Source organism: Halorussus lipolyticus, assembly GCF_029338375.1.
GTDB lineage: Archaea > Halobacteriota > Halobacteria > Halobacteriales > Haladaptataceae > Halorussus > Halorussus lipolyticus.
In genome coordinates this window covers 1,817,247-1,830,704 of record NZ_CP119804.1, presented here as the reverse complement: position 1 = coordinate 1,830,704, position 13,458 = coordinate 1,817,247, and the positions used below count along the sequence as shown (strand labels likewise).

Sequence of the window (13,458 nt, the reverse complement as noted above, 5' to 3'; positions counted from 1 at the left end):
ACGACCAAGCAAGCGCGACCGGCCGGCCCCTTCATCCCACCCAGCCGGTTGATTGACCGAGTGCATCCATGCCGGTTGTTCGGCCGAGCGTTCGCCGGCAGATTGTCAGTCGTTTTGCTCGGTGGACTACTCCACGTTCCTCGGTGGACTGAAAGGGCGAGCGTGGTTCGCGTTCATCTCGGTCGTCTCAGCCGACCCCTATCCGCCGCGCGCAGGACTGCGCGCGGCGGATATGTCGCTGAGCGACCGCGAACCGCGCGAGGGCTTTCGAAACCGTCGCTCCGGTTTCAGCTACATATCTGAATACACTCCCTGCGTATCCAAACACCTCTTTCCCAGAGCGAACAGATACTTGGGGAAGGACCGTCGAACTGTCGGTAATGCTGGATAGTCTGCGGACGCGCTATCACGCCGCAGTCCGGCGAGTGCGTCGGTTCGAGCGCCGGGAGATTCGGGACTTTCGCCGGTGGATAGAACACACCTCGAACCTGATTCACCTCTCGGTCCTGCTCCTCATCCCCCTCCTCATCGCGCTGGTGACGGCCATCTCGAACTCGGTGGACGTGCTTCCGTTCGTCCTGTTCCCGCCGCTGGCGTCGGGGACGTTCACGCTGTTCGCCGACCCCGAGGGCACCTACGCCTCGCCGACCAAGTTCGTCGGCGGCCTCACGGTCGGCGCACTCTGCGGGACTGCGGCCATCTGGTTCGGTCTCCACACCGCGCTTCGGGACCCCCTCGGTTCGAGCCAACTCCTCGTCTCGCCCGCCGAGGCCGCGCTGGCGATTTTCCTCACCGGAGGAGCGACGTGGGCGCTGGACTTCGAGGAACCGAGTGCGTTCTCGACCGCCCTGCTGGCGCTCATCGCGCCGGCGTTCACCAGTCCCGCCGGCATCAACGAGTTCCTCGTGGACTTCGTGGGGTCGGTGTTCGTCGCCAGCGTTATCGTCGCCAGCGCCTTCCACGTCTGGCGCGAGCAGTTCTACGAGCGCCGGTCGCGCTACCTCTACCAGTCCACGAAGGGCGACGACCACGTGCTGGTCCCGATGCGAGGAGAACGCGCTCGCTCCGCCGCCATGTTCGGCGCGCGACTCGCGGCGGCCCACGACGCTGGCAAGGTCGTCCTGCTGGATGTCATCGACGAGGACGACGTTGAGAAGGCCGAGCAGACGATGCAGGTGCCGACCGACGAGTCCGAAACCGAACTGGTCGGGTCGGGAACGGCCCGAGACGTGGAGTCCGAGGAGGTCCGGGTCGCCGAGGAGGCCGCCAAGCAGTTAGAGGCCGAGGCCGACCGTATCGAGACCAAGGTCGGGGTGCCCTGTCAGGTGGTCGTGGTCGGCGACGGCACCGACCTCCCGCGGACCGTCCTCAAGACCGCCAGAGAGACCAACTGTGACCTCATCGTCACGCCTTACGAGGAGGAGAAGGGAACCCTCTCGTCGTTCGTCCGCGAGTTGCTCCGGAGCAACATCGACACGGTGGCGTTTCGGTCGGCGGACTCGTCCCGAGAGCGCTGGAAGCGCACGCTGGTTCCGGTCCGGCGCGCCGGCGACACGGCCCACGCCATGATAGAGTTCGCTCGCCGGGTCTCGGGGCGGTCTGGCCGGGTCAGTGTCTGCACCTGCATCGACCGCGAGGACGAGCGCCGGGCGACCGAGACTACGCTGGCGAATCTCGTGGAGGCCTTCGAAGGGTCGTTCGAGACCCGCGTCTCCCGGTCGTCCATCGAGTCCTTCCTCGAAGCCAACGACGAGTACTACGACCTGACGGTGATGGGCGCGAGTACCGACCGGTCGGCGGCCTCGCGGTTCGTCTCGCCGCCGACGTTCGAGCGTCTCCACGATTTGGACTGCGACGTGGCAATCGTCCACCGGGGGTAGCACTTGGAGATTCCTGCGTTCGTTCTGGAGAGTGGCAACATTCGTTGGCTCTACGACCCCGGCGAAAGCGACCAGAGCGCGAACGGCGGCGAGTAGCGTCAGCGTCTGACGGTGCGCTATAGGCAACTCTTAGATTGGGGAAAGACAGGTTTAGAATCAAAAAAGGTGGGTAAATGTTTCTCAGATGGGCCTCAGACCGTGCGGACGCCGGGTCTCAGCTTTTCGGCGACTCGCCGGAGAGTCGGTCGGCCACGCTCTCCATCCCGTCGCTCCCGAGCGCCGAGCGAACGAGGAGGTGGCCGCCGATGCTGGCCGGACTGATAACCGAGTCAGCGCCCGCCCGCCGGAGTTTGTCCACGTTCTCGCGGTCGGTGGCGGCGGCGACGATGCGCACGTCGGGGTTGAGTTGGCGGGCGGTCAGGACGGCCAGCGCGTCCTCGGCGTCGTTGTTCGTGGCGGCGACGACCGCCCGCGCTTCTTCGATGCCGACCCGCCTGAGTGGCTCCTCGTCGCTCGGGTCGGCCTTCAGGACTTTGAATCCGCGGTCGTTGAGTTCGCTGGCTCGCTCCGGGTCCGGCGTCACGACCACGAACTCGGATTGGCCGTCGAGTTCGTTCAGAATCGGTTCGGTCAGGTCGCCGTACCCGAGGACGATAACGTGGTCTTCGAGGAGTTCGAGTTGTGCTTCTGTCATTCTTCCGAGTGCTGATGCGAGGCGGGCTTCGATTGCGGGACCCAACAGCGAGGCCAGCGCGACGGCGAAACTCGCAGTGCCGAGGACGACGACGGACAGACTGAACAGTCGTCCGGTCTGGGTCGCTGGCGTGATGTCGCCATATCCAACGGTGCTGGCGGTGACGAGCGTGTAGTAGAAGGCGTCGAGGGGCGTGTCCAAGTTCTGGAAGTGGTCGGCGAGGGCGTAGGCTCCGGTCGTTCCGTACATCTGGACACCGGCGAGGGCGGCCAGCGCGGCGAGTTGCGAGGCCGAGAGGTCTACGTCGCGGTCGAAGCGGGGACGACCCGCGAGGACCACCGGGAGCGAGGCCAGCGACACCGCGACCAGCGGTATCGAGTAGGGACTCGACTGGACCAACCCCTGTACCGCGGTCAGGGGGAGCAGGAGGACCGTCGAGTACCACGCGGACCGCAAGCCGCGGCGCATCCCGAACGCGCTGGCCAGCATCAGGAACCCGGTCAGCGTCCCGGTGAATCCGGCGGTCTCCTGTGCCCACTCGGGAATCTGCCCGCCAAAGAGGTTCTGGGTCGAGGCCGCGGTGAACCCGATGCTGGAGACGCCCGTAGCTATCGAGAGCAGGGCGACTGCGAACGTCAGAGTCACGATGACGCGGACGCCGACCCGGCCCCGCCACGTTCTCGCCTCCATACCCGTTTCTCTCGCCGTCTCGGATAAAAAAGGTCGGTAGTTCTTTAGGGGTCGTGAGTCTGTCGGGAGTATACGCAATGGCTCTCGGTCCCGACCTCCTCGTCGAACTCCTGTTGGGCATCTATATCGGCGTGCTGACTGCTGTCGTCCCTGCACTCGTGGCGTGGTCGCTCGGTTTCACCTTCCGGTACTTCACGGGCGTCACGATTCCGGGATTCGGTGTGCTGGTCTTCGGAGTCGCCATCGCCGGGATTCAGGGCGGCTTGCTCGGCCTGCTCGACCCCCAGTTCGTCACCTCGCCGACCGCGCTGGTGTCGGCGCTGGTCGTGATGATGGCGACCCTCTACGCCCACGCTCAGGGCGACCGAATGGGGGCCGAGTTCCCCCGGCGGTTCACGCTCAGGGGACTCCGCGACCGAGGCCTCTCGGCCGACGCCATCGAGCGAGTGGGCCGGTTCGGTCAGGTCCGGGTCGGCGTCACCGGCGACGTGGGCGACGTGGAGGGCTACCCGTCGCTCCCCGACGACCTCCGGGCGACGATTCGGGCCGGCGAGTGGACGTTTCCCGCCGACCTGCCGCTGTCGGAGTTGGAACTCAGACTGGAGGAGCGCCTCCGGACCGACTACGACCTCGCGGCGGTGTCGGCCACCATCGACGCCAAGGGCCGGGCGACGGTCAGCGCCGCCCCGCCGGCGGGGTCGCTCTCACGGCGAGTTCCGACTGGCCACCGGGCGGTTTCGGTGGACGCGCTGGTGCCGACTGGTCTCGCCCGCCGGGACGAGGTGACGGTTTCGACGCCCGAGACAGAAGTCGAGGGCACCGTCCTGAGCGCCCGGTCGGGGTCCGGGTCGGAGACCGACGCCCGCGCTCCGGTCTCACGGCCGACCTCGCCAGACGCCGATACGCCGGCGACGACCGACGGAACCGACTCCACCGTCAAAATGGCAACTCCGAGTGCGGCGTCGGGGCAGGCGACCGGCGGCGAGGGCCGGGTGACGGTCGCGGTGCCCCGGCGAGAGGCCCGGACTCTGCTCGGCGCGGCGTCGGCCGCAATCCGGGTCCGAGCGCGTGGCACCCGCCGGGAGTTCGAACTCCTCTCGCTTCTGCGCCGGGACGGCAAGCGAATCCGGCGGGTGGAACTGGCCGGCGGCGGGCCGCTCGACGGGACGCTCCTCGGTGACGCCGCGGTCCGGGACGAGTTCGGCATCGCGGTGCTGGCGGTGCGCCGGGGGAGCGAGTGGACCGTCGCACCGGCGGGAACGACCCGCCTCACAGCGGGCGACGAACTCTACGTCGTCGGTCAGCGCGACGCGCTCGACCGGTTCGGCGAAGTCGCGGGAAGCGATGGGGAGGCCGTCTCGGGGACTGACGAGGAGGCGGACCGATGAGCGTGGCCTCGGCGCTCGAACGTCCGGTGACGGCGCTCGTTCGGGTGGTCGGCCTCGCCCTGCTGTCTGGCGGCGTCGCCACCGGTCTCGGCATGCTCTACCGGTCGTACACTCGCGAACCGATGCCCGAGGGGTTGGGCGTGCTAATCGGTCTCGGCGCGGTGGGCGGATGGCTCAACACCACGACGGCGCTCCGGCAGTTCCTCGGCGGGCGAGCGGTCCCGGCGACGGAGGTGGTTCTGGTCAACGTCACGGCGTTCGTCCTCGGGGCGGCCGCCGGGGCGGTCGGAGCGCGCTCGGGTGCCGTCCTCGTCACGGACCTACTGGTCGGGTCCCGCGAGGCGGGCCTCGACCGAAACCTGAATCTCCTCGTCCGGTCGGTCGGCCGGTACGTCGCGGTCGAACTCCCCGACGACATCGAGTCGATAGACGGGTACGAACCGCTCGACGACGAGACGAAGGCGACGCTTTCGGGCAAGACGCTCCGGTTCCCTCGCGGATTGACGGTCGCCGAACTCCGGGACCGCCTCGCCGAGCGCCTCCGCGACGACTACGGCGTCGGCCGGGTGGACGCGGAACTGGCCGACGACGGCACCGTCGAGTACCTCGCGGCCGGCGGCCGGGCGGTCGGCATCGGCCCGACGCTCGCCCCCGGCACCGTGGCGATGGCAGTCTGGGCGGACCCGGCGTTCAGCGCGAGCGCCGGGGACCTCGTGCAGGTCTGGCGGGACGGTCCCGACACCGCGCGCGTCGCTACCGCCGAACTCCGGGCGACGGTCGGCGACGTGGCGACCCTCGCGCTCGACGCCGAGGACGCCGCCGAACTCGACCCCGACGCCGAGTATCGACTGGTGACGCTCCCGACCGAACTCCGGCCAGACCGGGAGTTCTCCGCGCGACTTCGGTCTGCCGACGAGACGGTCGGCGCGGTGACGCTAGCCGGGGACAGTCCGTTGGTCGGCACCCCGGTCGGTGGCCTCGACGCCACGGTGGTCGCGGTCCGAACAACCGAGGGCGTCGAGACGATTCCTCCGGACAACCGGGCCCTCGGGGCCGAGGACACGGTTTACGTGGTCGCCCGACCGGACCGACTCCGGAAAATCGAGGCCGCGGCGTCCGGTCGGGGGTCGGAGGAGGTCGGTGGCGAGCGTTCGGATTCAGGGGCCGACTCCGGAGAACTAAGAAATAGTTAGATGTTTATAGACATTAATTAGATGTCTTTAGGAAATCTTTGTCTTCCCCTATCCTGTGACCGGCCGGGGGCTTCGAGAGACGTTCATCACGTCGGTTCTGGCGTCCACGATTGCGGTCGTACCGTCAGCGCGAGCAGTCGAGACTCCTCGAAACCCGCATCCAAAGGAACGTGGCGCTTATCAACAACCGGGCGTTAGCCATCCAGTATGCAATTCTGCGACGAATGCGGTTCCATGATGAAATCCATGGGGTCGAAGATGATCTGTACGAACGACGACTGTCAGGACACCAGCGACAAGGACGAGGAGAAGGCCGCCGAGTTCGTCTCCACCGAGGAGCAGGGCGATTCGGAGGTCATCGAGACTTCCGAGGACGCCAACTTCGAGGGCAAACCCACCGCCGAGGACGTGACCTGCGACGAGTGCGGCCACGGCAAGGCGTGGTACACCATCAAGCAGACCGGCTCTGCGGACGAACCGCCGACGCGCTTCTTCAAGTGTCAGGAGTGCGGCCACCGCTGGCGGGAGTACAGCTAACTCGATTTTCGGACCTGTGGCTACCGCCCAGCAGTCGCGCTCGAAACGTAGCGAACGCTCGCCGCCTCCGGTCGAACCGATTTCGCTGGCGGACCGCCGACGCTGTTGGATTCGCCAGCGCGGCTAACTGTCGTCTGAATCCGACTTCTTTTGCGCTGGCGGCGTCTTCGAGACGACCACGCCGAGGTCTCCTCGGTGGTCTGCGACCGCCCGATACATCTGCTCGCGGAACTCGTTGTAGTCCCGGAAGTTCCGGAGGAACTTGACCAGTCCTCCCGCGCCGTCGCCGAGGTCCGACCGGACGAACGCCTGTTCCAGCGACTCGCCGCAGGAGTAGACCCGACCGTCCGCGAGGAGATGCGAACACTCCTCGTAGTCGTCGGGCAGACGTTCGCGCTCGTTGTCGGTCAACTCGGTGAAGCCGACGATGCGGAAGTCCGACCGTTCCGCGAAGAAGTCGGCCCACCACGTACAGAACCCGCAGTCGTCGTCGTAGACGAGTGTCACGTCGCTCATGTGCGGAGGTGAGGAGCGTCGGGCACTAATCTGTGTTGGAGTGTCCGAAGCCCGACCCCGAGCAGATAACTAGTTAACTCGAATCCGAGTGGCAATTTTCACACGTTCCCGACGTTTTAGCCTCGTCACCACGAAGTAGTGTGGTATGCGACTCCACGACAGAGACGTGCGACAGGACGTGCGGGAACTCGGCGCGCTCTTGGGGGACGTGCTGGCCGACCAGACCTCGGCCGAGGCCTTCGAGTTAGTCGAGTCGGTCCGGACCGATTCCATCGACTACCGCCGAGGAGACGCCGACAGTCGGGACCTCCTCCGGTCGGAACTCGCCGACCTGCCGCCGGAGCGCGCCGGGGTGGTGGCCCGCGCCTTTGCGACCTACTTCGAACTCATCAATCTCGCCGAGGAGCGCGAGCGAGTCCGGGCGGTCCGGGAGGGAAGCCAAGCGGGGACGCTGGCCGACAGCGTGGCCGAGGCCGCCGAGGTGCTGGCCGACGAGGACGCCGACGAAGCCGAAATCCAGCAGGTCTTAGACGACGTGCTGGTCGAACCCACCTTCACCGCCCACCCGACCGAGGCCCGCCGGAAGACGGTCAAGGCCAAACTCCGGTCGGTGGCGCAAGCCCTCGAAACGCTGGACGAGCGCCGACTCACCGACCGCGAGGAGGCCGCCGTCGAGCGCGACCTCGAAGCCGAGGTCACCAGCCTCTGGCAGACCCCGCAAGTCCGGGACCGGCGGCCCGAGGTCACCGACGAGGCGCTCAACGTCCAGTGGTACCTCGAAAACACGCTGTTCGACGTTGTGGGCGAGGTGTACGACGAACTGGAGCGCGAACTCGGCGACGAGTTCGGCGAGGTTTCGGTCCCCAAACTGTTCGAGTTCCGGTCGTGGGCCGGGAGCGACCGGGACGGCAACCCCTTCGTCACCCCCGAAGTCACGGCCGAGACGCTGGACCGCCAGCGAGAGGTGGTGGTCGCGCGGTACCGCGACGAGTGCAAGCGCCTCTCGGGCGTCCTGAGCCAGAGCGACCGGGCCATCGCGGTCGGCGACGGCCTCCGGGAACGAATCGAGGCCGACCGCGAGCGACTGCCGAAGGTCGCCGACGAGGCCGAAGAACGCTACCCCGACGAACCCTACCGCCAGAAACTCAAGTTGATGCGCGAGCGTCTGGACCGAATCGGCGACGTGCGGCCCGGCGAGTACGAGGACGCCGACGAACTGCTGGCCGACGTGGACGCCATCGCCGAAAGCCTCCGGGAGAACGGCGCGGAAGTCGTCGCCGAGAACGACGTGGACCCCTTCCGGCGACGGGTCGAGACGTTCGGCCTCTCGTTGGCGAGTCTCGACTTGCGCGACCACCAGCAGAACCACACCGAGGCGGTCGGCGAGGCCCTCGCTCGGGAGGGCATCGACTACGCCGAGATGGACGAAGACGAGCGCGTCGAGACCCTGACCGAGGCCATCTTGCAGGACGACGCCATCATCGACGTGGAAGCGGCCGCGGACGCTGACGACCTCGGCGAGACCGCGAGTCGGGTCCTGACGCTGTTTGCCCGGACCGCCGACTGGCAGGACGAGTACGGCACGCAGGCCATCGACACCTACTGCATCAGCATGACCGAGGAGCCGAGTCACGTGTTGGAAGTTCTGTTTCTGGCCGACCAAGCCGGTGTCGTAGACCTGCCGGGCTACTCGGGCCTCGACGTGGTGCCCCTGCTGGAAACCGAGTCGGCGCTCTCCGGCGCGCGCCGAATCATGGGCACGCTGTTCGAGAACGACGCCTACGCCGCTGTGGTCGAGGCCCGCAAGGGAACCCAAGAAATCATGCTCGGCTACTCCGACTCGAACAAGGAGAACGGCTTTCTGGCGGCGAACTGGAGCCTCTACCGCAACCAAAAGCGCCTCGCCGAAATCTGCGACGACCACGACGTGCGCCTCCGACTGTTCCACGGCCGGGGCGGGTCCATCTCTCGGGGCGGCGGCCCGATGAACGACGCCCTGCTGGCGCTCCCCAACGAGACCATCACGGGCGAAGTCAAGTTCACCGAGCAGGGCGAGGCCATCGCCGAGAAGTACGCCAACCCGAAAATCGCCGAGCGAAATCTAGAGCAGATGCTCAACGCACAACTCCGCGCCCGCCACGAGGCCATCCGGGAACCGATTGAGGAGGTCCCGGACGAGTGGGCTGAGGCGATGGAGACGGCGGCCGATTCTGCCCGCGAGGCCTACCGAGGCCTGCTGGAGACCGAGGGGTTCGTCTCGTACTTCGAGCAGGCCACGCCAATCGAGGTCATCGAGGAACTAAATCTGGGGTCGCGGCCCGCCTCGCGGTCCGGCGAGCGCACCGTCGAGGACCTGCGGGCGATTCCGTGGGTGTTCTCGTGGACCCAAGCCAGAGCCATCCTGCCGGGGTGGTACTCGCTCGCTGAGGGGTTGGATGCGTATCTGGACGCCGGAGGCGACGTAGAGACGCTCAGCGCGATGTACGACGAGTGGCCCTTCTTCCGGACGACGCTGGACAACGCCGCGCTGGCGCTGGCCCGGACCGACCTCGAAATCGCCGCAGAGTACGCCCAACTCGCGCCCGAAGACCTGCGCGAGGAGTTCTTCCCGAGAATCGAGGACGAGTACGACCGGGCGGTCGAACTGGTGGGCGAGATTACCGGGCGCGAGGGTCTGCTTCGCCGGGACTGGCTAGAGGAGAGTCTGGAACGGCGCAACCCCTACGTGGACCCCCTGAACCTCCTGCAGGTCAAACTCCTCGCCCAGTCTCACCGCATCCCCGAGGAGGACCGCACCCTGCGACTGACCGTCAAGGGCATCGCGGCCGGAATGAAGAATACCGGATAGCAATCGGGGCTTAGAGGTTCGAGACGGTATCTTCGAGTTCGGCTATCATCATCACCTGCTCCTCGGTCGCCGCGGCGATGCTGTCCACCTCGTCGGACACCCGGTCGGCCTTCTCGGCGGCGTCGTCTATCATGCTGGCGACCTCCTCGGTGCTGGCGGCCTGCTGGTCGGTCGCGTCGGTGATTTCGCCCATCCCGGTCGCCGTCTCGGTCGCGGCGTCCACGATGCGTTCGAGTTTGTCGCTGGTCTGTTCGACCGCCTCCACGGTGTCGGAGATGGAGCGTTCGCTCTCGCCGAGGCTATCGAGGGTACTCTGAGCGCGGTCCTCGATGCGACCCACCATCGACTCGATTTCCGAGGCCCGGTCTTGGGACTCCTCGGCGAGATTCTTGACCTCCTCGGCGACGACCGCGAACCCGTCTCCGGCCTCGCCGGCGCGGGCGGCCTCGATTGAGGCGTTGAGCGCCAGCAGGTTGGTCTGGTCGGCAACGTCGTTAATCATCTCGACCGCATCGCCGATTTCTTCGACCGCATTTTGCAGTGCTTGGGCATCTTCTACGATGCTCTCTCGGGCCTCGTCGGTCTCGAGGGTGGCCTCGATTGCGCGCTCGCCGAGTTCCTTGCCCTGTTCGGCGAGTTCTTGGGCCTCGCGACTCTGCTCGCCGACCTCCTCGGCGCTGGCGGCTATCTCCTCGATGGTGGCCGACTGCTTGGAGACCTCTTTGGCAATCTGGTTCATCTGCTCGGACTGCTCGTCGGTGAGTTGACTGATTTCTTGGGCGCTCTCGTTTACGTCCTCGGACGACTCGTTGAGGTCCGCGACCGTCATCTGGGTCTCCTCGCCGACCGCATCGACACGGTTCAGGCGGCGCTCCAACTGCTCGTTCTCCTCGCGGAGTGCTTCGAGTTCCTCGTCGTCACCGCCGTCCTCGTAGGCGTCGAGTCCGACGCTGGCGTCCAGCGCGAACAACCGGCCGAGCGACGCGACCTGCTCGAACGTCTCGTCCACCCGGTCGTTGACGGCCTCGACTATCGGGCCGGTGTCTACCGATGAATCGGCCGCAACGACCTCCCCACCGTCGGCCGCAACCTCGTCGTCGCTCTCGGCGAGGTGGTCTTCGACGGTCAACTCGACTTCGGTCCGGAGCGCGTCGCGGAGCGCGGGCAGGACCGCCTCGAACAATCGGGCCTGACTACACAGGAACTCGGACGCCGACAGACCGAGGTCCTCGTGGGCCGCGCCGAACTGGCCGCGCTGAGCGAACCCGTCGGCGTCGTAGGCGGTTTGCTCGGTCAGGGACGCGCCGAGGTCCGCGAGCGCCTCGCGTTGGTCGTCGTCTACCTCCTCGTGGTCGGCGTAGGCGTCTCGGATGCTGTCGGCGACGGCCTCGCTTCGCCCGTCGAGGCCGAGGCTCGATAGGGTTTCGGCGTCCGCGTCGTCGAATCCCGCGAGTGCCTTCCGTGCGTCGAGGTCGGCCGGTTCGACCGACAAATCACGTGTCGATTCCGGGAAGATTTCAGTCATTTTAGTCAATCACAAAATACCTATCTGGGGACTTAAATCATCACGATTTCCGAGAGCGGCGATAACCGTTACAGGCGTCGGCGGTCTTATCCGAATGGGATGGGGAGATGACCGAGGAAATAGAGACCGACATCGACAGGCGAAGCTTTCTCAAACAGAGCGCGGTCGGCGCGTTCGGGGTCGGAGGAGTAGCCACGCAGGACGAACCGAATCGGTTCCGGGCCACTCGGCGGATGGCGTTCGACTACCCGGAGCGACTCGGCGACAGCCTCCGGCAGAAAATCGTTCTGCTGACCGACAAGACCGACGACGACCCCGACGTGAGCGAAATCGACACCTGCGAGTTCTCCAACTGGCCGCCCGACGAACTCACTATCTGGGAGGGGATTCTGGTCGAGTGGGACGGGTCGGTTCAGGGGTTCTTCGGGACGAATCCCGACGTACGCGCCGAGCAGTTGGTCGAACGCAAGCAGATATTCGTGGACGAACAGGACACGCCGCCCGAACTCGGCACGCCCTACATCATCTCCGGCCTCGTCGAGTGCCCGGAGGGGTTTGCCGGCGTGACCGCGACCCAGATTCCCGGTATCGACATCAAGACTGGCCCCGGCGTGAGTACCGGCGATAGCGACCGAGACCTGCCCGACCAGTTGGGCTAACCGCCGAGAGAAGGGCTTTTGTCCGCCCGGAAGCGACTCGGAGACGTGTCTGGCGACGACCTGCCGCGCGTGGAGGTCTACCCCGGTTGTGAGGCCGTCGTGGAGTTCGACCCGGCGCTGACCTTCGAGTGCGTCGAGGACTGCACGTGGTGCTGTCGGCACGGCGTCCTCCTCTACGACAAGGACTTTCTGGAACTCGCCGAGCGGGCGGACCTGAGCGAGGCCACGACCAGATTTCGCGGCGAGGACTTCGTGCCCCGCGAGGAGAAAGACCGCGAGTCACACGTCGCCGACGACGGGGCGGCGTGCTACTTCCTCCGCGACGACGGCTTGTGCAGACTCCACGCCGAACACGACTGGAAGCCCGCGCGGTGTTCGGTGTTCCCGCTGGAGGTGGTCCTCGAAGACGGCGAGATTCGCGTCTCGACCCGCGAGAAGGCGTGGGACCACTGCGAGGGGATGAACGTGAGCGAGCGCCGGGTCGTGGACAACTTGGACGCCTTCTTGCCGGAGTACCTCTGGGAGTTGGAGAATCCGGACACGAAGCGCGAACTCTGACTGCTCGGCGGTCGCGGTGCTGTGCAGTCCGCGGTGCGGTTTCGCGTCCGCCACCGACGAGCGACCACTCTCCCAGACTGTCGTCTGGCTCAGCCCTTTCGGGGTAGTCGGACTGGCAGTTACGGTATGCGCGACTCCGCCGCCATCACCGCGGTAACGCCGCCGAATCGACACTGCTGACTGACTCGCCAGCTATCTGCCCGCAACTGCGCGAAGCGTCCGGACCGAGTTGGCCGCGCTCTCGTATTTCAACTTTCGCGTCGGGAGCGTGACGCGGGAAGCAACCGTAGAGACAACTTTCACCGTCTTTCCACAGTAGAATGGTTGCTCTCGGAAACACCGCGTGTTTTCGATAATGGAAACGTCCTGCCCAAGCTTGAGGACACCCCGACACGTGTGCGGTTTCTTCCGGGCAGAACGCACTTCCGGCGGGGCGACGAAGCGTTGGTACTCCAAATGGACCGGCTCAGGGCCACGCGCGTCACGAATTGGTTAGAAGGGACAGTCACCTTCTTCCAGACCGTCATCGCCGCATCGCTCGTCGTTCTCCTCGGACTCGGGGTTCTCAATCTCGGTATCACCATCGTCGCCTCGCTGACCACGTTCGGCGCGGCCGACCCCTCGGGCATCATCTCGCTCATCCGGTCGGCCATCGACATCGTTCTCTACCTGTTCGTGGTGGTCGAACTCTACAAGACCATCGTCGCCTACGTCGAGGCCAAGAGCGTCGTCGTCGCGGTGATTCACGCGGGTCTCATCGCGGTCGTTCGCCAAATTATCATTTTCAAGCCCGACGACTACAGTCCCACAGAGGCCATCACCCTCGCGGGGGTGTACGTCCTGCTTCTGGTCGCGCTCTTGGTCGGATTCTACGTCGTCCACCGCGAAATCGAGGACGACGAGGTGGAGTAATCTCGAAAGCCCTCGCCCGGTTTGGTGCGACCAGCAAGCGGTCGGGCCAGCACGCGCC

The 13,458-nt window shown here is 66.1% G+C and carries 11 protein-coding genes; 8 read left to right on the top strand and 3 right to left on the bottom strand.

Annotated features, from left to right (window positions below; all coding sequences use genetic code 11):
* Nucleotides 1-380 precede the first annotated feature (380 nt).
* Nucleotides 381-1,880 (top strand): HPP family protein, encoded by a 1,500-nt coding sequence (locus P2T57_RS09320; RefSeq protein WP_276298921.1) that lies wholly within the window; start codon nt 381-383, stop codon nt 1,878-1,880.
* Between the two features lie 214 nt (nt 1,881-2,094).
* On the opposite strand, the gene P2T57_RS09315 is transcribed toward P2T57_RS09320, so the two are convergent.
* Complete coding sequence (locus P2T57_RS09315) at nt 2,095-3,264, bottom strand: NAD-binding protein (protein ID WP_276298920.1); 1,170 nt, start codon at nt 3,262-3,264, stop codon at nt 2,095-2,097.
* A 77-nt stretch (nt 3,265-3,341) separates the two neighbouring features.
* On the opposite strand from P2T57_RS09315, the gene P2T57_RS09310 reads away from it, so the two are divergent.
* The 3 genes from P2T57_RS09310 to P2T57_RS09300 all read left to right on the top strand — a co-directional run bounded on the left by P2T57_RS09310 (nt 3,342) and on the right by P2T57_RS09300 (nt 6,382).
* Complete coding sequence (locus tag P2T57_RS09310; protein ID WP_276298919.1) at nt 3,342-4,652, top strand: potassium channel family protein; 1,311 nt, start codon at nt 3,342-3,344, stop codon at nt 4,650-4,652.
* Entirely contained in the window at nt 4,649-5,845 is a 1,197-nt protein-coding gene (locus P2T57_RS09305) for a DUF8167 domain-containing protein (protein WP_276298918.1), read from the top strand. The genes P2T57_RS09310 and P2T57_RS09305 overlap by 4 nt, the downstream gene beginning before the upstream one ends.
* A gap of 207 nt (nt 5,846-6,052) precedes the next feature.
* Nucleotides 6,053-6,382 carry a transcription factor S gene (locus tag P2T57_RS09300; protein WP_276298917.1) on the top strand — a complete coding sequence of 110 codons (330 nt, stop codon included), beginning with the start codon at nt 6,053-6,055 and terminating at the stop codon, nt 6,380-6,382.
* A gap of 123 nt (nt 6,383-6,505) precedes the next feature.
* Here the strand turns inward: P2T57_RS09300 and P2T57_RS09295 are convergent, their stop codons facing one another.
* Nucleotides 6,506-6,898, bottom strand: a complete 393-nt coding sequence (locus P2T57_RS09295; protein ID WP_276298916.1) for a DCC1-like thiol-disulfide oxidoreductase family protein — start codon at nt 6,896-6,898, stop codon at nt 6,506-6,508.
* A gap of 145 nt (nt 6,899-7,043) precedes the next feature.
* On the opposite strand from P2T57_RS09295, the gene ppc reads away from it, so the two are divergent.
* Complete coding sequence (gene ppc / locus P2T57_RS09290) at nt 7,044-9,746, top strand: phosphoenolpyruvate carboxylase (RefSeq protein ID WP_276298915.1); 2,703 nt, start codon at nt 7,044-7,046, stop codon at nt 9,744-9,746.
* Between the two features lie 10 nt (nt 9,747-9,756).
* Here ppc and P2T57_RS09285 read toward each other — a convergent pair whose 3' ends face one another.
* Nucleotides 9,757-11,271: a methyl-accepting chemotaxis protein gene (locus P2T57_RS09285; protein WP_276298914.1), complete on the bottom strand. Its 1,515-nt coding sequence runs from the start codon at nt 11,269-11,271 to the stop codon at nt 9,757-9,759.
* Between the two features lie 107 nt (nt 11,272-11,378).
* On the opposite strand from P2T57_RS09285, the gene P2T57_RS09280 reads away from it, so the two are divergent.
* The 3 genes from P2T57_RS09280 to P2T57_RS09270 all read left to right on the top strand — a co-directional run bounded on the left by P2T57_RS09280 (nt 11,379) and on the right by P2T57_RS09270 (nt 13,400).
* On the top strand, nt 11,379-11,930 hold the full coding sequence (locus tag P2T57_RS09280) for a hypothetical protein (protein WP_276298913.1): 552 nt from the start codon (nt 11,379-11,381) through the stop codon (nt 11,928-11,930).
* 45 nt (nt 11,931-11,975) lie between these two features.
* The gene (locus tag P2T57_RS09275) at nt 11,976-12,488 is read left to right on the top strand and encodes a hypothetical protein (protein ID WP_276298912.1); all 513 of its coding nucleotides are present in this window, start codon (nt 11,976-11,978) and stop codon (nt 12,486-12,488) included.
* Nucleotides 12,489-12,944: 456 nt separating this feature from the next.
* Entirely contained in the window at nt 12,945-13,400 is a 456-nt protein-coding gene (locus P2T57_RS09270; protein ID WP_276298911.1) for a phosphate-starvation-inducible PsiE family protein, read from the top strand.
* Nucleotides 13,401-13,458 lie beyond the last annotated feature (58 nt).

Coding starts and splice junctions, on each gene's coding strand:
- P2T57_RS09320 (WP_276298921.1), top strand. CDS start 381: ATGCTGGATAGTCTGCGGACGCGCTATCACGCCGCAGTCCGGCGAGTG.
- P2T57_RS09315 (WP_276298920.1), bottom strand. CDS start 3,264: ATGGAGGCGAGAACGTGGCGGGGCCGGGTCGGCGTCCGCGTCATCGTG.
- P2T57_RS09310 (WP_276298919.1), top strand. CDS start 3,342: ATGGCTCTCGGTCCCGACCTCCTCGTCGAACTCCTGTTGGGCATCTAT.
- P2T57_RS09305 (WP_276298918.1), top strand. CDS start 4,649: ATGAGCGTGGCCTCGGCGCTCGAACGTCCGGTGACGGCGCTCGTTCGG.
- P2T57_RS09300 (WP_276298917.1), top strand. CDS start 6,053: ATGCAATTCTGCGACGAATGCGGTTCCATGATGAAATCCATGGGGTCG.
- P2T57_RS09295 (WP_276298916.1), bottom strand. CDS start 6,898: ATGAGCGACGTGACACTCGTCTACGACGACGACTGCGGGTTCTGTACG.
- ppc (WP_276298915.1), top strand. CDS start 7,044: ATGCGACTCCACGACAGAGACGTGCGACAGGACGTGCGGGAACTCGGC.
- P2T57_RS09285 (WP_276298914.1), bottom strand. CDS start 11,271: ATGACTGAAATCTTCCCGGAATCGACACGTGATTTGTCGGTCGAACCG.
- P2T57_RS09280 (WP_276298913.1), top strand. CDS start 11,379: ATGACCGAGGAAATAGAGACCGACATCGACAGGCGAAGCTTTCTCAAA.
- P2T57_RS09270 (WP_276298911.1), top strand. CDS start 12,945: ATGGACCGGCTCAGGGCCACGCGCGTCACGAATTGGTTAGAAGGGACA.